Genomic DNA, 25813 nt, shown 5'->3' with positions numbered 1-25813 from the left:
GTTTTTACCGTAATATGTCCTATAGCCGATCAAGCGGCCAATTAGCTCCGCATTTTGGAGCTATTCCGAAAGGTGGGGGGACGAACTGCTCGCCATCCCGCTTTTTCGGCTAGCCAGCGATTACAACCGCCGGAGCGATTCGCTCCGGCGGTTGTCTTAAGCTTTGATTCGTTTGTAATGGCTATGGTTGCGAATGCCTGCGAAAATATTGAACAGCCCGATCACCATAAAGACGGCGCCGATAATAACGCGCAGCGTAGAGCCGCTGAACATGAACATTTGAATGATCGCCAGGATGACGAGCAACAATCCCATAAATATATTCATCTTCGACATATTCAGGCCGCGCACCCGGGGATCGGCCGCCCGCCGGAACTTGAAGCTGTATACGACGGAACCTATCAAGGCGGCTACCGCCAAAAAGTATAGTACCGATTCAATCGTTTCAATCATGCGGGGAGCACTCCTTTTTTCTCGACAACGTTTGTATATTGTTTGCTAGTAACGATTGTATCATAAAAGTGCTAAAGGAAGTCAAACCGCTAACGGGGCATAGTTTCGCGGACTTCGACCCAGATCTGCAGCAATCCCGCGTTGGCGAGCATCGTCCTGACGCGCACCTCGTAATTTTTTTCGCGGACAGCGTACGTTTTTTTGTCCAGCAACCGCCTGACCAGCTTGCTGTCGGAACTGATTTTGAAAATATCGCGTCCGTGGAAAATGTCCAACTCATCGATCAGACGCCCTTTAATTTCGGTCTCGGTCACTTTATCGAGCTCGCCGTTATTTTCCACATATACGCGAATTTCAGAGATGACCATCTGATTGTCTTTATATTTATTCAATTCTTTAATTTCATTTTCGTAATGCTGGTTCTGCGTTTTTAGATCGATGTTGATCGCGTAGAGCTTCGTCACGGTGACATGGAAGATGGCGTTGTAAACGATCGCCCCCGCGATCATGCCTAAAGCGAATACCGCGAGCGATTGCAGCAAGCCGCTGTAACGGGAGAACTGCGGCACTCTCATCGTTTATCCCCTTTCCCGGCAAATCCAGGCTACAAGCTCCGTCCCCATATGCGCTCCGAGAAAGGCGAATAAAATATATAAAATTTGCTTGATTGCCGGCGATAAATTGCCGTCGAGGAAATTGCTTTCGATCACCCGCATCGGATCGATCGTCCCGCCGACGGCGGCTGCGAGCGCCCAAATTTTCAATTGCTTCGATACGGCTACCATGGTCAGCGCCGGGGACTGCAGCGTCAGAACGGCGGCAATGCCGCCGAGCATCGCTCCGCCGATCACGATGCCGAACGCGATAAAATAATCGAGCAAAGCCCTGGTAATAAATTGTGACATAGCGCTATTTGCACCTCACTTGACTATAAAATGGGCGGAACCGGCTTGTACGCGGGGTTCCTTACTCTAATATATGTGGGCTTTGTCCCTCCTAGTATGCTAAAATAGGAACGTAAAGAAAGTTTTGCGGGATGATTGGAAGAAAGGAAGAGCGGAGCATGGGCGGATTTGTACATTTGCATGTTCATAGCGAATACAGCTTGCTCGACGGGGCGGCGCGCATTGAAGAGTTGGTAGCCGAAGCCGCGAACTGCGGCATGAAGGCGCTCGCTTTGACCGATCACGGCGTCATGTACGGAGCGATCCCTTTCTATAAAGCTTGCAAAGCGCACGGCATCAAGCCGATTATCGGCTGTGAAGCGTATTTGACGACAGGTTCCATGAAAGATAAGGGGACGCGCAAGGAAAATCCGATATATCATCTCATTTTGCTGGCCAAGAACGAGCAAGGATACCGCAATTTAATGAAACTGTGCTCGCTCGGGCATCTGGAAGGCTTTCATTATAAACCGCGAATCGATTTGAACGCGCTCAAGCAATATGCGGAAGGCTTGGTATGCTTAAGCGCTTGCTTAGGCGGCGAAATCCCGCAGCATTTGCTTCATGGACGCGTAGACGAAGCGAGGCAAGCCGCCGTCCGCTACAAGGAAATATTCGGCGAAGACTTCTATTTGGAACTGCAGGATCACGGGTTGCCGGAGCAAAAGCGGGTCAATGAGGCGTTGATCGGGCTAAGCCGCGAGACGGGCATCCCCCTTGTAGTCACGAACGATGTGCACTATGTACGGCCTGCGGATGCCGCCGTACAGGATGTGCTGATATGCATCGGCACCGGGAAGACGATCGACAGCGACGACCGGTTGCGCATAACGACGGATCAACTGTATTTGAAACACGGGACGGAGATGTCCCGCTTATTCCCGCATGTGCCGGAAGCGATCGCCAATACGGAACGGATTGCGGAACGATGCAATCTGGAGCTGCAATTCGGGAAGGCGATATTGCCCGCATTCGAACCGATTCCGGACGGCTTGACGGCGGCGGCGTATTTAAGCCTCCTGTGCGAGGAAGGGTTGCAGCGGCGGTACGGCAATACGGAAGCATGGCTTTCCGAGACGTTCCGCGAACAGGCAAGGCAGCGGCTTCGGTACGAACTGGACACGATCGAGCGGATGGGATTTTCCGATTATTTTCTGATCGTATGGGATTTCATTCGTTTCGCACATGAACACGGAATTGTGACCGGGCCGGGAAGAGGCTCGTCGGCAGGCAGCCTGGTCGCCTACGTATTGCGGATTACCGATGTGGACCCGATTGGTTACAAGCTGCTGTTCGAGCGTTTCCTTAACCCGGAGCGGATCACGATGCCGGATATCGATATCGATTTCAGCGACGAACGGCGCGATGAAGTAATTGCTTATGTAACGGACAAATACGGAGCCGGCCATGTGGCGCAAATTATTACGTTCGGAACGATGGCGGCGCGGGCGGCGGTGCGCGATGTCGGCCGGGTGCTTAATATGCCGTTCGGCGAGGTGGACAAGACGGCGAAAATGATTCCGGGCTACCCCGGGGTAACGATCGAAGAGGCGCTTCGCACTAGTCCCGAGCTTCAAGCGCTGCGAGGGCAAAACGCCCGCGTCTCGGAATTGATCGACATGGCGGTCCGGGTCGAGGGAATGCCGCGGCACGCATCGACGCATGCCGCGGGCGTCGTCATTTCGCGCGAGCCGCTGACGCATTACGTGCCGTTGCAGGAAGGCTCGGAAGCGGCGCCGCTCACGCAATATTCGATGGAGCATTTGGAGGCGATCGGCCTGTTGAAGATGGATTTTCTCGGGCTGCGCACGCTCTCGATCATCGAACGCACTTTGAACTGGCTGGAAGAACAGGCGGGTTCGAAGATCGATTTTCATGACGTGCCGGACGACGATCCCGCTACGTACGAACTGCTCGGCCGCGGCGCGACGACCGGCGTGTTCCAGCTCGAATCGGCCGGAATGCGCAGGGTGTTGCGCGACTTGAAGCCTTCGTCGTTCGAAGACATCATCTCCGTCGTGGCGCTGTACCGGCCGGGACCGATGGAATTTATCCCGAAATTCATTCAGGCCAAGCACGGGCTGATCGAAATCGAGTATCCGCATGAGGCGTTGAAGCCGATACTGGCGGATACGTACGGAATTATCGTATATCAGGAGCAAATTATGCAGATCGCTTCGACGATGGCGGGCTTTTCGCTCGGCGAAGCCGATTTGCTGCGCCGCGCCGTATCGAAGAAAAAACGGGAAGTGCTGGACGAAGAGCGGGCGCACTTCGTGAAAGGGAGCGTCGCACAGGGATTTGCGGAGGAGGAAGCCAACCGCGTATACGATATGATCGTCCGCTTCGCGGATTACGGATTTCCGCGGGCGCATGCGGCGGCATACGCCGTGCTGGCGTTTCAAACCGCGTACCTTAAAGCGCATTATCCGGTGCAATTTATGGCGTCGATGTTGACCGCGGTCATGGGCAGCCATCGCAAAGTGGCCGAATATGTCGACGAATGCAGGCGCATGGGCATCGATGTGCTGCCGCCGGGCGTGAACGAAAGCGGCACGCTGTTTACTCCGGTCGCGGCCGGCGCAGGCGCGGCGATCCGCTTCGGGCTGGCGGCGATCAAGAACGTCGGGACGCAGGCGATCGAAACCATATTGCAAGAGCGCAAGGAACGCCCGTACGACAGTTTGCTGGACTTCTGCCGCCGCGTCGATTTGCGCGTATGCAACAAACGGGTGCTCGAATCGCTCATTCAAGCGGGAGCTTTCGATTCATTGCCGGGGCATCGCGCGCAGCTCATCGCCATGCTGGACGAGACGGTCGAAGCGGCGGTGAAATGGCGCAAAGAGCGGGAAGACTTGCAAATCCAACTGTTCGGCTTCGTCGAAACGAATAATTGGACGATCGAATATCCCGACATAAGAGTCTATTCGGCCGCGCAGCAATTGGAGTTTGAACGGGAATTGCTCGGCTTGTACATTTCGGGACATCCGCTGGACGAACATGACGAACTGCTCGACGCTTTAGGAATCGACCGTATGGTCGATCTGGCGGAAGCGCCGGATGGGAGCGAGACCGTCGTAGCGGGCATGGTCGTCTCGCTCAAGACGATTACGACGAAACAGGGCAAAGCGATGGCTTTCATCGAGCTGGAGGATCGCGTCGTCCGCACCGAAGTCGTCCTGTTCCCGGAAGTTTGGAAGCGCCGTTCGGCGCTCGTCGGGAAGGGCAGGCTGCTCGCCGTCAGGGCCAAGCTCCAGCATCAAGACGAAGAATATAAGCTGCTGGCGGACGACGTCGCTCCGCTGGAACGGGGGGCAGCGGAAGCGCTGCTGCACCCCCGGCGCCGTTCCGCCGCCGGAGGGGGAGCGGTGCGTTCGAGCGGGCAGCCTGCGCGTTCGGAAACGCCGTCCCGTCCCGCCGGTCCGGCCGAAGCGAAGGGGGCGCAGCCGCAGGCGGCCCGAACCGGCACAAGGCCGCCCAAGCCTGGCCAGCGCGTCTACATTAAGATCGGGGCGGCGCAGGAAACGGCGCATATCTTATCGCGCTTGCAGACGCTCCTGCTCGGACACCCCGGGCCGATGGATACGGTGCTGTTCTACGAGCGAAGCCAGAAAGCGCTCGGCCTAAGCGGCGCTTACCGGGTCAAGCCTTCCCCGGAATTGTTCCGGGAGATCGAGGAGATGCTCGGCAGGGGCACCGTCAAGGTGAAATGACGGGACGCGTTCGCAAGCCGTCCGCCGATTCGCTTGAGACATAGATTTCGCCTGGCAACAAAAAAAGAATGAACATTTGCCCCTTTCCCGGCATACATTTAGTTACAGTCTAATTGGACAGGGGGAAATAGCAATGTCTTACGAAACGGCGGCAAATCTGTTGAAACGGCGCGGCGTATCGGTCGAGTCGATCGCGGAAATCGTTTATAAGCTGCAAAAACCGTATAATCCTCACCTGCAGCTGTCCGAATGCGAGGAAAGCGTCATTGCGGTATTGCGCAAGCGTGAAGTGCAATATACGCTATATACGGGCATCGCCTTGGACGAATTGGCGGAACGGCGCCTATTGCCTCAGCCGCTGCAGGCGATTATGGAAGCGGACGAATCGTTGTACGGGGTCGACGAAACGTTGGCTCTCGGCATTACGAACGTATACGGCATGATCGGATTGACGAGCTTCGGATATTTGGACAAGGAGAAAGTAGGCATCATCCGGACGCTCAACAATAAAAAATCGGAAATCCACGTATTCCTCGACGATCTCGTCGCAGGGCTCGCGGCGGCGGCATCGGCCCGAATCGCCCATGCCGGCCAAAACGCGCATGAATACGCTGCGGATTCCGATCAGGGCGAGCCGGCCGGTTAGAGGCCGAAGGAATCGATTTGTTGCGGTTAAAAAGGGAGTTATGTTATCATTATTGCATTATGTGGGCTCAGTAGATGAGGTTAGGGGGTTCATATGCATGTGGACGGTAATTTATATCGCTCCTACGGCAAAGATTGCCGAGATGATAAAAACGAAATTGACCGAAGAAGGTTTTTTGGTGCAAATCCGTCCTATTAATCTATCGAAGCAGCAATTTGAAATATTGGTTCCTTCTGGCGAATTGGAGGAAGTTCAAGAAGTGCTGAACTCCATCCTGAATTCATAGAGGGGAGCAATCATCCTCGTTCGTACTTTTGTTACGCTGTCCTTGCAAGTCGTTTATTGAATAAAACTTGACGATGCGCGAATTGCGCGCATTAAGGATATAGCAATGTAAGCCAAATTTACGTTTTAAGGGGTGTAGTTGTGTTAAAGGATTTGTTTCAGAAAAAAAGGAAATACGCAACAATCCCTTCCGAACGTGCCGATCGCGCCCAACAATCCGAAGAAGGGGAACGCCCGAAGCGGGAAATTCCGGAAGGGCTGATGAGCAAATGCAGTAAATGCGGTACGATACAATTCACGAAAGAATTGGAGAAAAATTTGAAAGTTTGCACGGGTTGCGGCCATCATATGCGGTTAAACGCTTTGGAACGGATTCAAATGACATTGGACGAAGGGCGGCTATTCGAGTACGATGCCGATATGATATCGGAAGATCCGCTGCAATTTCCCGGATACGAGAGCAAACTGAAGCAGCAGCGGGAGAAGTCCGGACTTCGCGAAGCGGTCGTGACGGGAGAAGGTACCATCGGCGGATTTCCCGTCGTCGTCGCGGTAATGAGCTTCGATTTTTTCAGCGGCAGCATGGGTTCGGTTGTCGGCGAGAAAATTACGAGAGCGATCGAGACGGCGATGTTGAAGAAATATCCGTTGATCATATTTTCGACGTCGGGCGGCGCGCGCATGCAGGAAAGCATTCTCAGCCTGATGCAAATGGCCAAAACAAGCGCCGCTCTCGCCAAATTTCATGAACAGGGCGGCCTCTATATATCCGTCATCACCGATCCTACGACCGGCGGCGTGTCCGCCAGTTTTGCCATGCTTGGAGACATTATTCTGGCCGAGCCCGGAGCGTTGTTCGGATTCGCCGGCCGCATCGTCATCGAGCAGACGATCCGTCAGAAGCTGCCGGATAATTTCCAGACGGCGGAATTCAATTTGAAGCATGGACAATTGGATATGGTCGTTCATCGCAAAGATTTGCAAGCGACGCTCGCGAAACTGCTCGACCTGCATACGGTAAAGGGGGATGTCTCTAATGGCGGCTGAAATGCCTTTTGAAACGCCTCTTGTTGAAATGCGCAAAAAGATCGACGAATTGAAGCAATTCGGCGTTGAGAAACAAATCGATTTTTCCGACGAAATCGCCCGGTTGGAGGAGAGATACGCGAAGCTGGAGGAAGAAGTGTACAGCAATATTACTCCTTCCCAGAAAATGCATCTCGTCAGGTACCAGCAACGGCCGACTTCGCTCGATTTCATACAGCATATTTTTACGGATTTTATGGAGCTGCACGGGGACAGGCTGTTCGGCGACGATTTGGCGATTGTCGGCGGATTGGCTAAATTAAACGGCGTTCCGGTAACGGTTATCGGACATCAGCGCGGCAAAGACACGAAGGACAATATTTCCCGCTTTTTCGGCAGCCCGCATCCCGAAGGCTTTCGCAAGGCGCTGCGCTTCATGCATCAAGCGGACAAATTCCGCCGTCCGATCGTGACGTTTATCGATACGAAAGGCGCATATCCCGGCAATACGGCCGAAGAACGGGGCCAATCGGAAGCGATCGCCCGCAACTTGCGGGAAATGATGATGCTGCGCGTTCCGGTCCTATGCGTTGTGATCGGCGAAGGAGGAAGCGGCGGCGCATTGGCGCTCGGCGTCGGCAATCGGGTGCTCATGTTGGAGCATGCGATCTATTCCGTTATTTCTCCGAACGGCGCGGCTTCGATACTGTGGAAAGACGCTTCCAAAGCGGATCAGGCGGCGGAGGCGATGAAAATTACGGCTGCGGATTTGCTTGAAATGGGCGTCATCGAAGAGATAATTCCCGAACCGAAAGGCGGGGCCCATCATGACGTGCAGCAGCAGTCGGAATCGATCAAGCAGGCGTTATGGAAGCATTTGCGCGAATTGTCGCAAATGACGCCGGAGCAATTGCAGGAAGACCGGTACGCCAAATTCCGCAAGATCGGAACCTTCACGCACGAAGAACCGTTGTAATAGCTTACATGGAAATTGGAAACCAATAATGATATAATCATATGACAATATGACAATTTTCATATACAAATCACTGAAAATGTTGTAAATTTAATTGTTGTTATGGATGTTTTTGAAAACGGAGGAAACTAATCATGCGCAAAACAAAAATTGTATGCACCATCGGTCCTTCCAGTGAGTCGTTGGAAAATACAAAAAAATTGATCTCTGCCGGAATGAACGTGGCGCGGCTGAATTTCTCCCACGGCGATTTCGAAGAGCACGGAAACCGGATTAAGAATATTCGTCAAGCGAGTAAAGAATTAAATAAATCGGTAGCGATTTTGCTGGATACGAAAGGTCCGGAAATCCGCATCGGGAAATTGGCGGAAGAGCCGATCGAGCTTGTGCAGGACGAATATCTCGTATTGACGACGGAAGAAATTCTTGGCGATAAAAACCGGATCTCGGTCAGCTATCCAAACTTGCCGCAAGATGTTGAGGTCGGATCGACGATTTTGATCGACGACGGATTGATCGGATTAATAGTAGAGGACATTCAAGGAACGGAAATCAAATGTAAAATCGTAAACGGCGGAACGATCAAAAGCCGCAAAGGCGTCAACGTTCCCGGGGTAAAAATTTCATTGCCGGGCATTACCGAAAAAGACGCGAACGATATTATTTTTGGGATTGAACAGGGCATCGATTTCATCGCTGCTTCTTTTGTGCGTAAAGCGAGCGATGTCATGGAAATCCGCGATCTGCTCAAAAAACATAATGCCGAACATATTCAAATCATTTCTAAAATCGAAAACCAACAAGGCGTCGACAACCTGGATGAAATTTTGGAAGCGTCCGACGGTTTGATGGTTGCGCGCGGCGACCTGGGCGTAGAAATTCCGGCCGAGGAAGTTCCGCTCGTGCAAAAGCGCATGATCGAAAAATGCAATCGCGCTGGCAAACCGGTCATTACCGCTACGCAAATGCTTGATTCGATGCAGCGCAATCCAAGACCGACCCGCGCGGAAGCGAGCGACGTCGCCAACGCGATCTTCGACGGAACCGACGCGATCATGCTGTCCGGGGAAACCGCGGCAGGCAAATATCCGGAAGAGTCCGTACTGACGATGGCGCGGATTGCGGAAAAGGCGGAATCCGCATTGCCTTACCGCGAAATTTATATGAAACAAAGATTGGCGCAGCAAACGACGATTACCGAGGCAATCAGCCAAGCGGTCGCCAGCTCCGCATTGGAGTTGGACGCGAAGGCGATTATCAGCTCGACCGAATCCGGGTATACGGCCCGTATGGTTTCGAAATATCGTCCGAAAGCGCCGATTATTGCGGTGACGCCGGTGGAGCAAGTGATGAACCGGCTCGCGCTGACTTGGGGCGTTATCCCCGTCAAAGCGGAACACGCGTCCTCGACCGATGAAATGTTCGATCATGCGATCGAAGGCGGACGCCGATCCGGCATCGTCCAAGAAGGCGATTTGGTCGTTATTACGGCAGGCGTGCCGTTAGGCTGCACAGGATCGACAAACTTGGTGAAAATCGTGCATATTCCGGAAGCGTAAGCGATCAACCGCTTCAGTTATATCGACACATACAGAAGAGCAATGGGCACACCGTTGCTCTTTTTGCTTTCCCGGGATTTGTCATGGTATATTTTACGTTAGATGAAAAGGGCCGGCTTCATATATAATTTCGCCGTCCTAGTTAGCTTTGGCGACCGTAAGGAGTGAAGAAGAATGAGACTGCACAGCCGCTGGTTTTTCCATCATTTGAGGGTAAGATATCAAGAGACGGATCAGATGGGCGTCGTCTATCATGCCAATTATTTGAATTGGTTCGAGATCGGACGCACCGAATCGATTCGAACCCTCGGATACGATTATCGCGACGTGGAAGCAAGAGGGCTGCTTCTGCCTGTGACGGAATTGGCGACGCAATTCAAACAGCCGGCGAAATACGACGATTGGGTCACCGTGTTTACGCGCATTGCGGAATTGACCTCTTTGCAGCTGCATTTCGAATCGCAAGTGCGCAGATTATCGGCGGATGAACTGGCTCGTTTGCCCGAAGCCGGGCTGGAGGGCGATGAGCCGCCCGGGCAACTGCTCGTGTCGGGCATGACGAAGCATGTCTGGTTAAACCGGGCGTGGAAGCCGACCCGCATCGATAGAGAGGCGCCCGATCTGTTCGAATTGCTGCAGCATGCCATAGGGCGAAGTTAGGAAGGACCGCGGAGATAGAGGGAGGGATCCGAATTTGATACGCATTGCATTTGTATTGTTGATTGTGATTCCAGCCGTCGAAATATTCGGTATTATACAAATGGCGCAATGGGTCGGAGGATGGAACACGTTTTTGCTAATTATATTGACCGGCGTGATCGGCGCGGCGGTCGCCCGCTTCGAAGGCGGGAAAGTGATCGAGGATATGCGGGCCCAGATGCAAGCAGGCCAAGTGCCGGGCCGTTCGATGATCGACGGATTATGCGTTTTCGCCGGCGGCATCATGATGGCCGTTCCCGGCTTTGTCACGGATATCGTCGGGTTTACGCTCGTTTTTCCGCTGACCCGGCCGCTCTATCGCGCCGTCATTTTGAAATATATCGAGAAAAAGATGAAGAACGGGCATATTACTTTTTATCGCCGCCCATAATGTAATTGCGGATGTCGCGGAACACGTTCGCGCGTTTCACCGCCGACAGGACGACAAGCGCCGCCGGTCCGGCCAGCATGCCGAGCAACCCGAACAGCTTCAGTCCGACGAACATGCCGATTAGGATCGCGAGCGGATCGAGGCCGACATTCGCGGCGAGCACTTTCGGCTCTACGATTTGCCGGATGATAAGCACGAGCAAATAAATAACGGATAATCCGATGCCTAGCGATTCGTTGCCGTTCATGAACGAATACGCGATCCATGGGATCATCGCAGCGCCCAGGCCCAAATAGGGAAGCAAATCGACGAGGCCGATCAACATGCCGATCGTAATCGCATATTCTACGCGGAGGACGAGCAGCCCGATCGTTACAATGACGGCGGTCATCGAGATCAAGAGGCATTGCGTGCGCATATATCCGAACAATGCCTTGCGCAAATCGTTCCATATGAGACTCGCCGGATCGCGCACACGGTTGGGAAACCATGACAAAATAAACTGGGTGAGCCGCTTCCAGTCTTTGCTGATGAAGAAAACGGACAGCAGAATGACGATCATGATGGTGGCGATGTTCGGCAGCGAATATAAGAAATTAAGGAAGCTGTTCAGCAAAAATCGGATGAGCGAGGATAAAGCATTCGCTACCGTTTGCGCCGTATTGTTTAAATTGTTGTTGATCGTCGCCTGGTAGTTCGGGTTTTGTTCGTACAGGAACGCGATTTGCCTGACGAACCGCTGCACTTCCACGTTTTTGATAAAGTTGACGATCATATGCTTCCAATTCTCGATGCTGCCCTCCATGTTCTGCAGCAAATGCAGCACTTCGACAATAATGCGGGTAATGGCCGCCGCAATGACAGTTAACGCCGCTCCTACGAACAATATCAAGGTAGAGACGACCGCCATCCAACGGGGGAATTTCAATTTATTTTGCAAAAGATCGACAAACGGATTTAAAATGTACGCAATGAGCCATGCTATAACGAACGGATAGACGAGAGGGGCCGCTTTGTACATCAGAAATACGGCGACGCTCGCAATACATACGACCCAAAGGCCGCGAAGCACTCTTTGCAGCACAATCTTCTCCAATCGCAACGCCCCCTTCGCAAGTAGTTCGTACTTCATTCATATGCTTGTACGGGGCAAAACAAGACAGAAGCGAAAAATGATAAATTTATAAATTAAATTAATAAGCGATTTTTATCAAATATTTCGGATTTCATGTTCACATAAAGGTCAAAGTCCTATATTATTAGAAGTGAAGTATTGCATTGACAAGCAAAACATCATAATGATTTGCCTGTTATTTTTTTTTGGAAATTATTAAGGCAACCCCAGTTATTTCATCTATAAAGGAGAGAAGATGCATGACAGCTACCAAAGGATTGGAAGGAATCGTTGCAACGACGTCGTCAATCAGCTCGATTATCGACGGTGTACTTACCTACCGCGGATATAATATCGACGACCTTGCGTCGAACGCAAGTTTCGAAGAAGTCGTTTATTTGCTCTGGTACGGCAAACTTCCCACCAAATCGGAATTGGCCTCGCTCGAACAACAACTAAGCGATGCGGCCAGCATTCCGGCCCAATTGATAGAGCAAATGAAATCGTATCCAAACGACACGAATTCCATGGCGGCGCTTCGTTCCGCTGTTTCCGCTCTCGCTCTGTACGATCCTGCCGCAAACGATATGTCTCAAGAAGCCAACGTCCGTAAAGCGATCAAACTTCAGGCTCAATTGCCGACGATTGTTGCCGCATTATCGCGAATTCGATCCGGACTTGAACCGATCGCGCCGAAAGCGGGCGTTTCGATTGCTCACAACTTTCTATATATGCTGACAGGCGAAGAACCGAACGAAGTTTCGGTGAAAGCGCTCGATAAAGCGTTGGTGCTTCATGCCGACCATGAATTGAATGCGTCTACATTCGCGGCGCGCGTAACGGTTGCGACGTTGTCGGATATTTACTCCGGCGTCACATCGGCGATCGGCGCCTTGAAAGGCCCTCTGCACGGCGGCGCAAACGAAGCGGTCATGGTTATGCTGGAGGAAATCGGCTCTTACGATCGGGTTGAAGATTACATTCAAGATAAACTGAACAATAAAGAGAAAATTATGGGCTTCGGGCATCGCGTATACAAAAACGGCGATCCCCGCGCGAAGCATTTGCAGCAAATGTCCAAGGAATTGAGCCGAATGAAGGGCAATATGGAACTGTACAATATGTCGGTTCGCATCGAAGAAATGGTAACAGGCCAAAAAGGCTTAAAGCCGAACGTCGATTTCTACTCGGCTTCTGTCTATACGATTTTGGGCATTCCGCGCGAATTGTTCACGCCTGTATTCGCCATCAGCCGTACGTCCGGATGGACGGCTCATATTTTGGAGCAATACGAGAATAACCGGTTGATTCGTCCGCGCGCGGAATATACCGGACAGACCGGGCAAAAATATATTCCGATTGAAATGCGCTAACCTTCAAGTTATGTTATATTAAAAATCGATAATGGGCGAACGCTTCCGTGCGGACAAGTTGTATCGCGATTCGGCGCGGAAGTGCCGGCTCATTGAATGAAATTTTAGGAGGATGGAATCATGCTGCAATTAGAAAAATTCGCGCTTCCGACCGAAGGCGAAAAAATTACGATCGATAACGGCAAATTGCAAGTTCCGAATCGGCCGATCGTTCCGTTTATCGAAGGGGACGGCACGGGCCGCGACATTTGGAAAGCGTCCAAGCGCGTATTGGATGCCGCGGTAGAGAAGGCGTTCAACGGCGAGAAGAAGATCGCCTGGTACGAAGTGTTCGCCGGCGAGAAAGCGTTTAATCAATTCGGCGAATGGCTGCCGAACGATACGTTGACGGCGATCCGCGAATATATCGTTGCGATTAAAGGGCCGCTTACGACTCCGATCGGCGGCGGAATCCGTTCGTTGAACGTTGCGCTGCGCCAAGAATTGGATTTGTACACTTGCCTGCGTCCTGTTCGCTATTTCAGCGGCGTACCTTCCCCGGTAAAGCGTCCGGATCTCGTTGACATGGTTATTTTCCGCGAAAATACGGAAGATATCTATGCGGGGATCGAATATCAAGAAGGTTCCGCCGAAGTGAAGAAAATGATCGAATTCTTGCAAAAAGAGATGGGCGTGAAAAAAATCCGCTTCCCGGAAACGTCAGGTATCGGCGTCAAACCGGTTTCCTCCGAGGGATCGAAACGTCTCGTGCGCGCTGCGATCGAATATGCGATCAAGCATGGCCGCAAGAGCGTAACTTTGGTGCACAAAGGAAACATTATGAAATTTACCGAAGGTGCGTTCAAAAACTGGGGCTATGAAGTAGCGGAGCAAGAATTCGGCGACAAAACGTTCACTTGGGGCCAATATGACCGCATTAAAGAAGCCGAAGGCGTCGACGCTGCGAACAAAGCGCAAAAGGATGCGGAAGCTGCCGGCAAAATCATCGTCAAAGACGCGATTGCAGATATCGCTTTGCAGCAAGTATTGACTCGTCCGACCGACTTTGATGTCATCGCTACGCTCAACTTGAACGGCGATTACTTGTCCGATGCGCTTGCGGCGCAAGTCGGCGGCATCGGTATCGCTCCGGGAGCGAATATCAACTACGTTACCGGACACGCGATTTTCGAAGCGACGCACGGTACGGCTCCGAAATATGCGGATCTAGACGTTGTCAATCCGGGTTCGGTCATTTTGTCCGGCGTGATGATGCTTGAGCATTTGGGCTGGCAAGAAGCGGCGGACTTGATCTATAAAGGAATGGAGAAATCGATTAACAACAAAACGGTAACTTACGACTTTGCACGTTTGATGGAAGGCGCGACCGAAGTGAAATGCTCGGCCTTCGCGGATGAAATTATTAAAAACATGTAGTTGATTGGGAGGAAGATGCCTCATGCCGATTCAACGCAAAAAAATTACTGTAGTCGGCGCCGGTTTTACCGGCGCGACGACCGCGCTCATGCTGGCGCAAAAAGAGCTCGGCGATATCGTCTTGCTCGATATCCCGCAATTGGAGAACCCTACGAAAGGGAAGGCGCTCGATATGATGGAATCGAGCCCGGTGCAAGGGTTCGACAGCAATATCGTCGGCACTTCCAGCTATGAGGACTCCGCGGGATCCGACATCGTCATCATAACGGCCGGCATTGCCCGCAAACCGGGAATGAGCCGGGACGATCTCGTCAATACGAATGCGGGAATCGTCAAATCCGTTTGCGAAAATGTGAAAAAGACGAGCCCGGATTCAATCGTCATCATTTTGAGCAATCCGGTCGATGCGATGACTTACGTCGCATATGAAACGCTCGGATTTCCGAAAAACCGCGTCATCGGCCAATCCGGCGTGCTCGATACGGCTCGTTACTGCACGTTCATCGCGCAGGAACTTAACGTATCCGTCGAAGACGTACGCGGTTTCGTTCTCGGCGGCCATGGCGACGACATGGTTCCGTTGGTGCGCTATTCCAACGTAGGCGGCATTCCGATCGAGAAGCTCATTCCGGCGGACCGCATCGAAGCAATCGTACAACGCACGCGCGTAGGCGGCGGGGAAATCGTCAATTTGCTCGGCAACGGCAGCGCGTATTATGCGCCGGCGGCTTCGCTCGTTCAAATGACGGAAGCGATTATTAAAGACAAAAAGCGCATTATTCCGGTCATCGCTTTGCTGCAGGGCGAATACGGCTACGATAATTTGTTTATGGGCGTTCCGACGATTCTCGGCGGCAACGGTATCGAGAAAGTATTCGAACTGGATTTGACTGCCGAGGAGAAAGCGGCATTGGATCGATCCGCTCAATCCGTACGCAACGTCATCAAAGTCATTACAGGGTAATCATGTTCAAGACCAAGCCATCCGAACTTTCGATGTTCGGGTGGCTTTTTTTCACGCCGAATTAACTTCCCCGTAAGGAAGCATGCTAACTAATATTCATTATAGAAACGAGGGTGATCTAGCATGTCTTCGAATCAAACGAAAAAACAGATTTTACCGCCGCAGCATCAAAACAGGCAGCCGGGGCTGGAAGCGGAGATGGAACCGCGGCCGCTGTTTGGCGGCAGCATGTATAAACCGGCCGGCAAGCTGCAAGGGAAAAAAGCGGTCATTACAGGCGGAGACAGCGGCATAGGCAGAGCGGTCGCGATCGCTTTCGCCAAAGAAGGGGCCGATGTGGCGATCGTTTATTTGAACGAACACGAGGATGCCGAAGAGACGAAGCGCCATGTGGAAGAGGCGGGGCGCAAATGTGTGCTGCTGCCGGGCGACGCGGGAGACGAAACGTTTTGCAGGGAGGCGATCGCGCGTACCGTCAAGGAATTGGGGACGATAGACCTTGTAGTGAACAACGCGGCAGAGCAGCATCCGCAGAACAGCATTGCCGATATTACGTCGGATCAACTCCTGCGGACGTTTCAAACGAACGTGTTCGCAATGTTCTATGTGACGAAGGCGGCGCTCCCGCATTTAAAGTCGGGAAGCTGCATTATCAATACCGCATCGATTACCGCCTATTTAGGCAGTCCGCAGTTGCTTGATTATTCTGCGACGAAAGGAGCGGTCGTTTCCTTCACCCGTTCGTTATCCGGACAGCTCGTTCAGCAAGGAATACGAGTCAACGGGGTAGCGCCGGGGCCGATTTGGACCCCGCTCATACCGTCCACGTTTCAAGCCGATCAAGTGGCAACTTTCGGTTCCGATACCCCGATGCAGCGTCCGGGACAGCCGGAGGAACTGGCGGCCGCATACGTATTTTTGGCTTGCGGCGATTCTACCTATATGACGGGGCAGATGCTGCATATCAATGGGGGAGAAATCGTAAACGGATAAAATTTAATCTTGTAGAAGCGGGCGTGTAATGGTAAAATAAAAAGGATTTATAGCAAGTTTTCGCAAACTAAGCTATAAATCCTTAATTTAATTATATAACAAAGAGAGCAGTTTGTCAAATGTTTTTGGGAATTAAATTAAAGGAGCGTGCGCTAGAATGTCGAACTCAAATCACGGCTTTCAGGGGGAAGAGCGGCGTATACGGCAAGTCATTGCCAAAATTGGCGAAAAGATCGAGCAATTGCAAATTGACGTAGGCGAATTGAAATCGAAAGTAGTGGAAAATCGCAAAAACTTCTGGGACGACGTTACCGTCAATTTTGACAACCATGAGGACGCTCAAGAAACGCTGGACAGTATCCGCCAGCAATCCATGGTGCTTGCGGAAATGGAGCGTCACCATAAACATTCCAGCGAATCGCTTAACACGTTGCGGAGACTTCACGAATCCCCGTATTTCGGCAGAGTCGATTTCACGGAAACGGGATATCCGGAGACGGATCGGGTCTATATTGGAATCGCATCTTTTGTGGATAATGATACTCACGAGCACTACGTTTACGATTGGCGGGCCCCTATTTCGAGCCTCTTTTACGATTACGCGCTTGGACCCGCGGAATTTACGGCCCCGATGGGGACGGTACAAGGCACGGTCGATTTAAAACGGCAATTTGTCATCCGCCGCGGAGAACTGAAGTTTATGTTCGATACGGGCGAAACGATCGGCGACGAAGTGCTGCAGCAAGCGCTCGGACGCAGCAGCGATACGCAGATGCGGAGCATTGTCGCCACGATTCAGAAGGAGCAGAACGCCATTATCCGCCATGTGCGCGGACGTACCGTCATCGTGCAAGGAGCGGCCGGGAGCGGCAAAACATCGGTCGCTTTGCAGCGGGTCGCCTATCTTTTATATAAATATAGAGAAACGTTGAATGCCGGCAATATGGTGCTTTTTTCGCCGAACCCGATTTTCTCCAATTATGTATCCAACGTATTGCCGGAATTGGGCGAAGCGAATATTCAACAGACGACGTTTCAAGACTACTTGGATCGGAGATTGGGAGCCGGTTTTCGAGTCGAGGACGCATATAGCCAGCTTGAATATATGTTGACTGTGTCCGACGGGCCGGCATATCGCGCCAGACAGGCAGGCATTCGCTTTAAAGCGTCGGCAAATTTTTACCGTATGATTGAATCTTATGTCGAGCTTTTGAAAACGGAAGGAATGCTGTTCGAAGATTTGCACTTCCGCGGGGACACGCTAATAAAGGGCGAACAGATTGCGGAGCGTTTCTATGCGGGAGATATGTCGGGCAAGCTCAATTATCGTTTGGAGGCGCTGAGGTCGGCCATAAACAAAGAATTGATCCGCCTGGAGAAGGAAGAACGCGTGAAGGATTGGGTTCAGGATGAAGTCGAACTGCTTGACAAGGACGACTTCCAAGAAGCGTTCGAGGCGTTATACCGGACGAAAAAAATGCGCGGGGATACCTTTAACGATGCGCAGGACGAATATGAAGTGCTTAGCAAAAAGGTGGTGCACGATCATTTCGCGCCGCTTCGCAAAAAAGTCAAACGTCTGAAGTTCATCGATATCCCGGGACTGTATAAACGGCTGTTTACGGATGAACGTTTGTTATCGAAGGTTGCGGAAGGAATCGCGCTCCCGGAACATTGGCGGGAGGTTTGCTCGCAGACGGCGGAGAAGCTTGAGCGGGGCGAATTGCCTTACGAAGACGCAACGCCGCTGCTGCTGCTCAAAGAATTGATCGAAGGCTTCCGCACCGTCACGAATGTCCGTCATGTGTTGATCGACGAAGGACAAGATTATTCGCCGTTTCAATATCTGTTCATGAAACGGTTGTTTCCGCACAGCAAGTTTACGATATTGGGGGATTTCAACCAAGCGATCATAATGCAGACCGCGCAGCAGGATAGCTTTGAAACGATTGCGCGCATTTTCGGAGATGAAGAGACCGAAACATTCCAATTGACGAAGAGCTACCGGTCGACGAAGGAAATCGTCGAGTTCACCCGGGGCATGCTGCCCGGCGGGGAAGCGATACAACCGTTCAACCGTTCCGGAGAGCGTCCTGCCGTTGTGACGGCGCCTAACCGGGACGAACTTCTCGGGAAAATGGCTGAACATATCGCTCATTTCAAGGCCGAAGGCGCCGAATCGGTCGCCGTTATTTGCAAGACGTCGGCGGAAAGCGAGCAAGCGTACGAAGCGTTGAAGCCATATGGGTCCCTGCAATTGATCGGCAAAACGTCGCGTTCGATCACCGAAGGAACGATGGTCATTCCGGCCTATTTGGCGAAAGGCGTCGAGTTCGACGCTGTCCTCATTTACGACGCTTCTGCGGAACAGTATGGGCAGGAAAACGAACGCAAACTGTTCTATACGGCTTGTACGCGGGCCATGCACCATTTGCGGCTCTACACGGCTTCCGAACCGACTCCCTTCATTGCAGGACTTAATCCGGCCTTATATGCACGCCTGTAATTCCGCACGATCGTCGCAGATAGCGTTGGCGTTGGGTTGAATCAACTGGACAGTTCATCCAACGTTTTCTCGAAGCTGGGCGCTAGATAAGCGAGGAAATATTCCATTTCCGGCATGCGGAGCTGCTGCAGCTTGTCCTCCGCCTGCCGCTTCGCTTCGGCGAATTCCCGGTTTCCGGCCGCAAGCTCGGTTGCGCATTTCAAATAGGCGTCGAGCAGATCGGCGGCTTTCACATAAGCGAGCAGATCCGGCGTATTGCTTCGCTTCGGGTCGAGGAGCGGGGCATACACGTTCTGCAACGGTTCGGGCACCATGCCGATTAGCCGCTCGGCGGCGATATTTTCGATTTCGCGGAAATTTTTAAGAATTTGCGGATTGTGATGCTTGACAGGAGTCGGTATATCGCCGGTAAATACTTCTGTCGCGTCATGAAACAACGCCATCGTTACCGCCCGATTGGTATCGATGCCGCGACCGTATATTTCATTGCCGATCGTACAGAGCAGATGGGTCAGCAAGGAGACGTGAAACGAATGCTCCGCCACGTTCTCCTTGACCATATTGCGCATCAAACTCCATCTTTCAATATATCGCAGCCGGTACATATAAGCCGAAAAATGATTCTCCATTTGTGTTTCAACCCTTTCGTGGAAAGACTCTCATTTTATATTACGACTTTCTTGCGGGATCAACAATCTTTTTAGCGATATATCCCACTCGTTCAGAAGCTCTGGAAGCTGTATCGTTCGGTCGTCGGCTCTGACTTCGTTCGTATCCCTCTCTTTCCCGCCCCTTCTGTCGAAATCCCTTTCACTCAGAAAGGTTCAGAAAATTGTTTCGTTTTCTCTTGGCCCCTGACTTCATCCGTACCACCTCTTTCCGTCCCTCTTCTGTCGAAATCCCCATCGTTCAGAAAGCGTAGAACACCTGTTTCTTTCATATATTCACATTTAACAGTGAAGACTTTTAATTGGGCAAAGCCGTATTGGTTTTTCTTCCAAAAAATAAAAATGAAACTTGCAATCGGAACATACGTTTGGTATAATTAAAGGGAACATAGGTTCTAGTTGTTATGCCAGGAGGGATTGTAATGACCGATTTGTTATCCTTTGAAGCGTTCTCAGCTTATTATGAGAAGGAAGAGACATGCGCGAAAGCATGGTACGACATGAGATGGCCGGACGGGTTCCGATGCCCCCGGTGTCAGCATCATGCCGCTTACGTCATTACGACCCGCAAACTCCCTCTATATGAATGCCAATCCTGTAGGGCGCAAACTTCGCTCATTGCCGGTACGGTCATGGAAGGCAGCCGCACCTCGCTGCGCAAATGGTTTCAGGCGATCTATCTCCATGCAAGGCCGGAGGGCATCAACGCGATACAATTATCCCGAATCATCGAGGTAACTTACAAAACCGCTTGGCTCATCTGCCACAAGCTGCGGTATGCCATGTCCCAGACGGAATCGACGGAGCTGTTGTCCGGACTGGTTCGCATTTCGGAAGCGATCTATGCCTGGAGGCCCACGCCTGGCTCGAACTGGCATAAACAAGAACAACCTCTGCTCATCGGCGCTTCGGAGGACGAGAACGGGGTTATCGTGAAAATAAAAATCGAAAAACAACGGAAAGAACCGATCCAAACTAGCTTTAAGCCTTTTCCGGTCGATCATTTTATCGATCGTTACGTGGATCCGAAGGCGGCTGCCTGCGCGATTGTGACGCGCCGCATCGGACGCGACAGGAACCTAACGTTAATACGGCTTGGACGGGAAGTAGAAACGTGGCTTGCTTGCCGGTTCGGCGGCATTGGAAGCAAGCATCTGCAAGCTTATTTGAATCATTATTGTTATATGTTCAACCATAGCAATTCCTCGCTGAAATCGCTATTCAACAGTTGCGTTACTTCTCGAACGATTACGTATCCCAAACTCGTCGGCCGTGCTGTCGATACAGGTAAAGTTCCTTATAAAATCGCGTCCTGATCCATTATCCTTATTACGACTGTTTTCATGAGATGTCCCTTTTTATCACTTCCGTGGCAGAGACATAACTGAGTACCATTTTCCTGAACGAGAGGGATATCGACAAAGGGCGGAAAAAGGAGATACCGAAAAGGCAACAACCGATCCGCCCTACATTTCAAAAAAGTTACGGCATATAATTTATGTTTTAATAGAGCGTTGCAATAGGGAAACATCCGATGAAGCTCGCCTGCAAACGGGCAATTCCATTGTAAGAACGTTGTCGAAGGTGTAAGATAAAGATAAGAATAATTTTAAAGAAATAATATATAAGAAGCGCTAACAGAGAGGAGTTCCAAATCATATGCAGCATTTTGAAGAAAGCGTGTACAACTTGATCGTTGAGACATCCACCAATTTGCCCGCGGATGTGCGCAAAGCGGTGAAAGCGGCGCGGGAAGCGGAAGATCGGGCGACGCGCGCCGGGCTCTCGTTGTCCACGATCGCGCAAAATATTGAAATGGCGGAATATAATGTGTCCCCGATTTGCCAAGACACGGGGATGCCTACCTTTATCGTGCATACGCCTGTCGGCGCCAACCAGATCGTCATGAAACGGCAAATTCAAAGCGCGATCCAACGGGCGACGAAGGACGGAAAGCTGCGCCCGAATTCGGTCGATTCTTTGACCGGAGCGAATAGCGGCGATAATATAGGGCCGGGTGTGCCCGTGATCCATTTCGAACAATGGGAACGAGAAGAGATCGATATTCGTTTGATACTAAAAGGCGGCGGCTGCGAAAATAAAAACATTCAATACAGCCTTCCTGCCGAACTGGAAGGTGTGGGCAAAGCGGGCCGCGACTTGGACGGCATCCGCAAATGCATTATGCACGCGGTATACCAGGCGCAAGGCCAAGGATGCAGCGCCGGGTTTATCGGCGTAGGCGTCGGCGGCGACCGGACGACCGGCTATGAACTAGCGAAACAACAATTGTTCCGCCGCGTCGACGACACGAATCCGAATCCCGATTTGCGGAAGTTGGAGGAGTATGTCATGGAAAACGCCAACAAGCTGGGCATCGGCACGATGGGATTTGGCGGGCAAGTGACGCTTCTCGGCTGCAAAATCGGCGCGATGGACCGGCTGCCGGCCAGCTTCTTCGTGTCGGTCGCGTATAACTGCTGGGCGTTCCGCCGCCAAGGCGTTCTGCTTAACGCCGAAACGGGCGAAATCAAGGAATGGATCTACGAACGCGGCAGTGAAACGGCGATGAGGGACGAAGCCGCGGCCGCACCTGCAACGGAACAGCAAAACGAAGAACAGCGCCGCGAGGTCGTACTGACGACGCCGATTACGGAAGAACAAATCCGCAGCTTGCGCGTAGGGGATGTTGTCGTTATCTCCGGCGAAATGCATACAGGCCGCGACGCGCTGCATAAATATTTGATGGACCACGACGCTCCGGTCGATTTGAACGGTGCGGTTATCTATCATTGCGGACCGGTCATGCTGAAAGACGAGCAAGGCTGGCATGTTAAAGCGGCAGGACCGACGACGAGCATTCGCGAGGAACCGTATCAAGGCGATATTATTAAAAAATTCGGCATACGAGCGGTCATCGGCAAAGGCGGAATGGGACCGAAGACGCTCCAAGCGCTGCAGGAGCACGGAGGGGTCTATTTGAACGCCATCGGCGGCGCGGCGCAATATTATGCCGAATGCATTAAGCAAGTGAACGGCGTAGACTTTATGGAGTTCGGCATTCCCGAGGCGATGTGGCATTTGCAAGTAGAAGGATTTGCCGCTATCGTTACGATGGATTCGCATGGCAACAGCCTGCATGCCGACGTGGAGAAGGACTCTCTTGCCAAATTGGCGCAATTTCAAGAACGCGTATTTTAAAATGTGCGGAAACCCGGTATCCTGTTGATACCTGGGTTTCTTTTTGTTACCCTTGTTTCGTACGTCATAATGGATTTCATGAAAAGGAATGAAAATTCGATGCGGAAATTTCGCGTACGCTTAACGGTGATTTTGATCGCGATCGTCGGTTTGTCCGTGCTTGCGGCCGGCATGCTCTCCGTTCGCATGTTCCAACAATCGCATTTGTCGGCATTAGAGGAAAATATGGACCGTGAAATTAAAATGATACTTGAGATGTTTCCTTGGCTGCCGGCTTCGGAAGACGAAGCGGAACAGTTCGCTTATTATACCGATGCCGCCAAACAATTGAGCGAAAGCACGGAAGCGCGGGTTACGTTTATTCGCAGCGACGGGCAGGTGATCGGCGACTCCGAGCACGATCCGCGTACGATGGAAAACCACGCCGGACGCGAGGAAATTATAGCGGCGGATCGGACGGGCCGCGGCAGCCAGATTCGTTTCAGCGAAACATTGGGACATAATATGCTGTATGTGGCAATCCCTGCGAAGAATCCTTCTTTTCAAGGATACGTCAGGCTTGCGATGAGCATCAACGATGTTGAAGCGGACATCCGCCAGCTTTGGATCTATTTGTTCGGCGGTTTGCTCGTTCTGTTCGCGCTGGCGGCGCTCGTCAGTTTTCGCATCGCATTCGGCCTGACGCGGCCGCTCGAGCATATTACGAAAGTGGCGTACATGATCTCGCGCAAAAATTATAAAGCGCGGGTCGACGTCCGTAAAATCGACGAAATCGGCCAGCTCGGCGCGGCGATCAATACGATGGCGGACAGCCTGCAGGAACAGATGAATCATATCCGCGAAAATGAGCACCGATTGCAAAACGTACTGGAAAATATGATCAACGGCGTCATGATGGCGGATCAGCACGGCACGATCGTGCTTGCCAACCAGTCTGCCGAAACGATACTCGGGCTGGAAGCGAAACAGTTGGCCGGGAAAAATTACAAGGACATTAAGCAGCATCATGCTTTGGTTCAGTTTATTGCGGAAGGCTTGGAACGAAAAGAAATGATGCGCGACGAGGTAACCGTATATTTGCCCGAAGAAAAACTGCTCGACGTCAACCTGGTGCCTATGTATTTCGACGATCGGAAATGGGTCGGCATGCTCGTTCTGCTGCAAGATATGACGGCGATTCGCCGCCTCGAGCGGATGCGCAGCGAATTTGTCGCCAACGTGTCGCATGAATTGAAAACGCCGGTTGCCGCGGTCAAAGGGTTTGCGGAAACTTTGCTCAGCGGAGCCGTTAACGACGCGGAAACGACAAGAGCGTTTTTGCAAATTATATACGACGAGAGCGATCGGCTTAACCGGTTGATCGGCGACATTCTCGAACTGTCCAAGATCGAGTCGAAACGATCGCCGCTGCAATTTTCTCCGGTACATTTGCAAAGCTTTATCGATAAGACGGTTGAAATGTTGCGCACGGAAGCGGCGAAAAAAAATATCGCCCTCGAATCGCAGGTGCCCGAATATTTATTTGCGGAAGCGGACGAGGATCGGCTGCGCCAAATTCTCATTAACGTGCTGTCCAACGGCATCAGCTATACGCCGCAAGGCGGCAAAGTGAAAGTTACCGCAGAGCCGATCGCGCAAGCCGCGGGCGAACGGAATGACGAGGCAAGCGATGCGGATCCCGAAGAGTATGAAACGATACGCATTACGATTTCGGATACCGGCATCGGGATACCGAAGCCGGATTTGCCGCGTATCTTCGAACGGTTCTACCGCGTCGACAAGGCGCGTTCCCGCAGCTCGGGCGGCACCGGATTGGGCTTATCGATCGTGAAGCACTTGGTTGAACTGCATAAAGGGACGATTCAAGTGGAAAGCGAGCTAGGAATAGGTACCAGCTTCATCATCGATATACCGGTCATCCAACAGCAAATCGAGTAAATTAACGATCCGTTTACACGAAATTTACACTCCGTTTACAAATGTATGATAAGATAAAAATGTTAACTCGGCTCAGTTCTTTGGTAAACGAAGGAGGTTGTCATGTCGCATAAGGTGCTGATAATAGAAGACGAACCGACGCTCGCCAGATTGCTATCGTACAATTTAGCGCAGGAAGGTTACGACATCAAGGTGGTCGACCATGGGACGGAAGGGCTGCAGGCGGGGCTGAGCGAGCATTTCGATTTGATCATACTGGATATTATGCTTCCCGGCATGAACGGATTTGAAATATTGGCGAAGATGAGACAAGCCGGCAAACGGACGCCGGTCATTATATTAACCGCTCGCAACGCGGAGGAAGAAGTGGTGCAAGGTTTGAAAAGCGGCGCCGACGATTATATTACGAAACCGTTCGGCGTTGCGGAGCTGCTGGCGCGCGTATCGGCGGTGCTGCGGCGCTTCTCCGGGGAGGAGGTTCCGCTCCAAGCGGCCGCCGACCATGAGAAAACGATCGAAATCGGCGAACTGAAAATTTACCCGGAACGTTACGAAGTGCTTCTTCACGGGGGCTCGATCCCGCTGCGGCCCAAAGAGTTCGAAGTGCTGCTCTATCTGGTGCAGCGGCCGGGGATGGTCATTTCGCGGGACGATTTGATGAATGTCGTGTGGGGATTCGACTATATCGGGGGTCAGCGAACGGTAGACGTTCACGTCAGTTCCTTGCGCAAAAAACTGGAGATGAATCAACAAACGGTGCAAATCGACTCGATTCGCGGCGTCGGATACAAACTGGTCGTAAAAAAGTCTTCTCATTCCGTTTAAGGAATACGGAGACTTTTTTTCGTTGCATTACGAAGGATCCTCGCTGCGTCCCGCCCACCAAAACACAATAACGACCGACACGATAAGAAGTAGGATCGGCGCGTAAAAAAGAAAAAACGCGTG

Annotated in this window: 22 protein-coding genes; 17 read left to right on the top strand and 5 right to left on the bottom strand. The window is 51.8% G+C overall.

The window, feature by feature from the left end:
- Positions 1–156: 156 nt before the first annotated feature.
- The 3 genes from LQ229_RS01065 to LQ229_RS01055 form a co-directional block, all read right to left on the bottom strand.
- Entirely contained in the window at positions 157–453 is a 297-nt protein-coding gene (locus tag LQ229_RS01065; protein WP_216537317.1) for a YtpI family protein, read from the bottom strand.
- 89 nt (positions 454–542) lie between these two features.
- Positions 543–1028, bottom strand: coding sequence for a hypothetical protein (locus LQ229_RS01060; RefSeq protein ID WP_216537318.1), 486 nt, complete (start codon positions 1026–1028; stop codon positions 543–545).
- A 3-nt stretch (positions 1029–1031) separates the two neighbouring features.
- Complete coding sequence (locus LQ229_RS01055; RefSeq protein WP_216537319.1) at positions 1032–1358, bottom strand: YtrH family sporulation protein; 327 nt, start codon at positions 1356–1358, stop codon at positions 1032–1034.
- Between the two features lie 158 nt (positions 1359–1516).
- Here LQ229_RS01055 and LQ229_RS01050 point away from each other — a divergent pair, with 158 nt between their 5' ends.
- From LQ229_RS01050 to LQ229_RS01015, 8 genes are all read left to right on the top strand, one after another.
- Entirely contained in the window at positions 1517–5110 is a 3594-nt protein-coding gene (locus LQ229_RS01050; RefSeq protein WP_230190721.1) for a DNA polymerase III subunit alpha, read from the top strand.
- 133 nt (positions 5111–5243) lie between these two features.
- Complete coding sequence (locus LQ229_RS01045) at positions 5244–5756, top strand: phosphatidylglycerophosphatase A (RefSeq protein WP_216537321.1); 513 nt, start codon at positions 5244–5246, stop codon at positions 5754–5756.
- Between the two features lie 97 nt (positions 5757–5853).
- Complete coding sequence (locus LQ229_RS01040; RefSeq protein WP_216537322.1) at positions 5854–6042, top strand: glutamate decarboxylase; 189 nt, start codon at positions 5854–5856, stop codon at positions 6040–6042.
- Positions 6043–6182: 140 nt separating this feature from the next.
- A complete protein-coding gene (gene accD, locus LQ229_RS01035; protein ID WP_230190720.1) occupies positions 6183–7088 on the top strand; it encodes an acetyl-CoA carboxylase, carboxyltransferase subunit beta in 906 nt (301 codons plus the stop codon).
- Positions 7078–8043 carry an acetyl-CoA carboxylase carboxyltransferase subunit alpha gene (locus tag LQ229_RS01030; RefSeq protein WP_230190719.1) on the top strand — a complete coding sequence of 322 codons (966 nt, stop codon included), beginning with the start codon at positions 7078–7080 and terminating at the stop codon, positions 8041–8043. The genes accD and LQ229_RS01030 overlap by 11 nt, the downstream gene beginning before the upstream one ends.
- Before the next feature lie 134 nt (positions 8044–8177).
- The gene (pyk, locus tag LQ229_RS01025) at positions 8178–9602 is read left to right on the top strand and encodes a pyruvate kinase (RefSeq protein WP_216537325.1); all 1425 of its coding nucleotides are present in this window, start codon (positions 8178–8180) and stop codon (positions 9600–9602) included.
- Between the two features lie 174 nt (positions 9603–9776).
- Positions 9777–10262 carry a thioesterase family protein gene (locus LQ229_RS01020; protein WP_216537326.1) on the top strand — a complete coding sequence of 162 codons (486 nt, stop codon included), beginning with the start codon at positions 9777–9779 and terminating at the stop codon, positions 10260–10262.
- 34 nt (positions 10263–10296) lie between these two features.
- Entirely contained in the window at positions 10297–10692 is a 396-nt protein-coding gene (locus tag LQ229_RS01015; RefSeq protein WP_216537327.1) for an FxsA family protein, read from the top strand.
- Here LQ229_RS01015 and ytvI read toward each other — a convergent pair.
- Entirely contained in the window at positions 10670–11788 is a 1119-nt protein-coding gene (gene ytvI, locus LQ229_RS01010) for a sporulation integral membrane protein YtvI (protein WP_216537328.1), read from the bottom strand. The genes LQ229_RS01015 and ytvI overlap by 23 nt on opposite strands.
- Before the next feature lie 278 nt (positions 11789–12066).
- Here ytvI and citZ point away from each other — a divergent pair, with 278 nt between their 5' ends.
- From citZ to helD, 5 genes are all read left to right on the top strand, one after another.
- Positions 12067–13179, top strand: a complete 1113-nt coding sequence (citZ, locus tag LQ229_RS01005) for a citrate synthase (protein WP_230190718.1) — start codon at positions 12067–12069, stop codon at positions 13177–13179.
- Between the two features lie 120 nt (positions 13180–13299).
- Positions 13300–14595, top strand: a complete 1296-nt coding sequence (gene icd / locus LQ229_RS01000; RefSeq protein WP_216537330.1) for an NADP-dependent isocitrate dehydrogenase — start codon at positions 13300–13302, stop codon at positions 14593–14595.
- Between the two features lie 22 nt (positions 14596–14617).
- Positions 14618–15559, top strand: coding sequence for a malate dehydrogenase (mdh, locus tag LQ229_RS00995; RefSeq protein ID WP_216537331.1), 942 nt, complete (start codon positions 14618–14620; stop codon positions 15557–15559).
- Between the two features lie 123 nt (positions 15560–15682).
- Positions 15683–16552, top strand: coding sequence for an SDR family oxidoreductase (locus LQ229_RS00990; protein WP_216537332.1), 870 nt, complete (start codon positions 15683–15685; stop codon positions 16550–16552).
- 157 nt (positions 16553–16709) lie between these two features.
- Positions 16710–19058: an RNA polymerase recycling motor HelD gene (helD, locus tag LQ229_RS00985; RefSeq protein WP_216537333.1), complete on the top strand. Its 2349-nt coding sequence runs from the start codon at positions 16710–16712 to the stop codon at positions 19056–19058.
- 41 nt (positions 19059–19099) lie between these two features.
- Here helD and yfbR read toward each other — a convergent pair whose 3' ends face one another.
- Positions 19100–19687 (bottom strand): 5'-deoxynucleotidase, encoded by a 588-nt coding sequence (gene yfbR, locus LQ229_RS00980; protein WP_216537334.1) that lies wholly within the window; start codon positions 19685–19687, stop codon positions 19100–19102.
- A 461-nt stretch (positions 19688–20148) separates the two neighbouring features.
- Here yfbR and LQ229_RS00975 point away from each other — a divergent pair, with 461 nt between their 5' ends.
- The 4 genes from LQ229_RS00975 (at position 20149) to LQ229_RS00960 (ending at position 25690) form a co-directional block, all read left to right on the top strand.
- On the top strand, positions 20149–21042 hold the full coding sequence (locus LQ229_RS00975; RefSeq protein WP_216537335.1) for a transposase: 894 nt from the start codon (positions 20149–20151) through the stop codon (positions 21040–21042).
- A gap of 343 nt (positions 21043–21385) precedes the next feature.
- Complete coding sequence (locus tag LQ229_RS00970; protein ID WP_230190717.1) at positions 21386–22927, top strand: fumarate hydratase; 1542 nt, start codon at positions 21386–21388, stop codon at positions 22925–22927.
- 99 nt (positions 22928–23026) lie between these two features.
- Complete coding sequence (gene pnpS, locus LQ229_RS00965; protein ID WP_216537337.1) at positions 23027–24865, top strand: two-component system histidine kinase PnpS; 1839 nt, start codon at positions 23027–23029, stop codon at positions 24863–24865.
- A 102-nt stretch (positions 24866–24967) separates the two neighbouring features.
- On the top strand, positions 24968–25690 hold the full coding sequence (locus LQ229_RS00960; protein WP_216537338.1) for a response regulator transcription factor: 723 nt from the start codon (positions 24968–24970) through the stop codon (positions 25688–25690).
- Positions 25691–25813 lie beyond the last annotated feature (123 nt).

This window comes from Paenibacillus sp. CECT 9249, from assembly GCF_918697855.1.
Classification (GTDB): domain Bacteria; phylum Bacillota; class Bacilli; order Paenibacillales; family Paenibacillaceae; genus MSJ-34.
This window is presented reverse-complemented; position numbering and strand designations above follow the sequence as displayed.

Excerpts from the sequence above, each read along its gene's own strand:
- LQ229_RS01065 (WP_216537317.1), bottom strand. The coding sequence starts at position 453 with ATGATTGAAACGATTGAATCGGTACTATACTTTTTGGCGGTAGCCGCC.
- LQ229_RS01060 (WP_216537318.1), bottom strand. The coding sequence starts at position 1,028 with ATGAGAGTGCCGCAGTTCTCCCGTTACAGCGGCTTGCTGCAATCGCTC.
- LQ229_RS01055 (WP_216537319.1), bottom strand. The coding sequence starts at position 1,358 with ATGTCACAATTTATTACCAGGGCTTTGCTCGATTATTTTATCGCGTTC.
- LQ229_RS01050 (WP_230190721.1), top strand. The coding sequence starts at position 1,517 with ATGGGCGGATTTGTACATTTGCATGTTCATAGCGAATACAGCTTGCTC.
- LQ229_RS01045 (WP_216537321.1), top strand. The coding sequence starts at position 5,244 with ATGTCTTACGAAACGGCGGCAAATCTGTTGAAACGGCGCGGCGTATCG.
- LQ229_RS01040 (WP_216537322.1), top strand. The coding sequence starts at position 5,854 with ATGTGGACGGTAATTTATATCGCTCCTACGGCAAAGATTGCCGAGATG.
- LQ229_RS01030 (WP_230190719.1), top strand. The coding sequence starts at position 7,078 with ATGGCGGCTGAAATGCCTTTTGAAACGCCTCTTGTTGAAATGCGCAAA.
- pyk (WP_216537325.1), top strand. The coding sequence starts at position 8,178 with ATGCGCAAAACAAAAATTGTATGCACCATCGGTCCTTCCAGTGAGTCG.
- LQ229_RS01020 (WP_216537326.1), top strand. The coding sequence starts at position 9,777 with ATGAGACTGCACAGCCGCTGGTTTTTCCATCATTTGAGGGTAAGATAT.
- citZ (WP_230190718.1), top strand. The coding sequence starts at position 12,067 with ATGACAGCTACCAAAGGATTGGAAGGAATCGTTGCAACGACGTCGTCA.
- icd (WP_216537330.1), top strand. The coding sequence starts at position 13,300 with ATGCTGCAATTAGAAAAATTCGCGCTTCCGACCGAAGGCGAAAAAATT.
- mdh (WP_216537331.1), top strand. The coding sequence starts at position 14,618 with ATGCCGATTCAACGCAAAAAAATTACTGTAGTCGGCGCCGGTTTTACC.
- LQ229_RS00990 (WP_216537332.1), top strand. The coding sequence starts at position 15,683 with ATGTCTTCGAATCAAACGAAAAAACAGATTTTACCGCCGCAGCATCAA.
- helD (WP_216537333.1), top strand. The coding sequence starts at position 16,710 with ATGTCGAACTCAAATCACGGCTTTCAGGGGGAAGAGCGGCGTATACGG.
- yfbR (WP_216537334.1), bottom strand. The coding sequence starts at position 19,687 with ATGGAGAATCATTTTTCGGCTTATATGTACCGGCTGCGATATATTGAA.
- LQ229_RS00975 (WP_216537335.1), top strand. The coding sequence starts at position 20,149 with ATGACCGATTTGTTATCCTTTGAAGCGTTCTCAGCTTATTATGAGAAG.
- LQ229_RS00970 (WP_230190717.1), top strand. The coding sequence starts at position 21,386 with ATGCAGCATTTTGAAGAAAGCGTGTACAACTTGATCGTTGAGACATCC.
- pnpS (WP_216537337.1), top strand. The coding sequence starts at position 23,027 with ATGCGGAAATTTCGCGTACGCTTAACGGTGATTTTGATCGCGATCGTC.
- LQ229_RS00960 (WP_216537338.1), top strand. The coding sequence starts at position 24,968 with ATGTCGCATAAGGTGCTGATAATAGAAGACGAACCGACGCTCGCCAGA.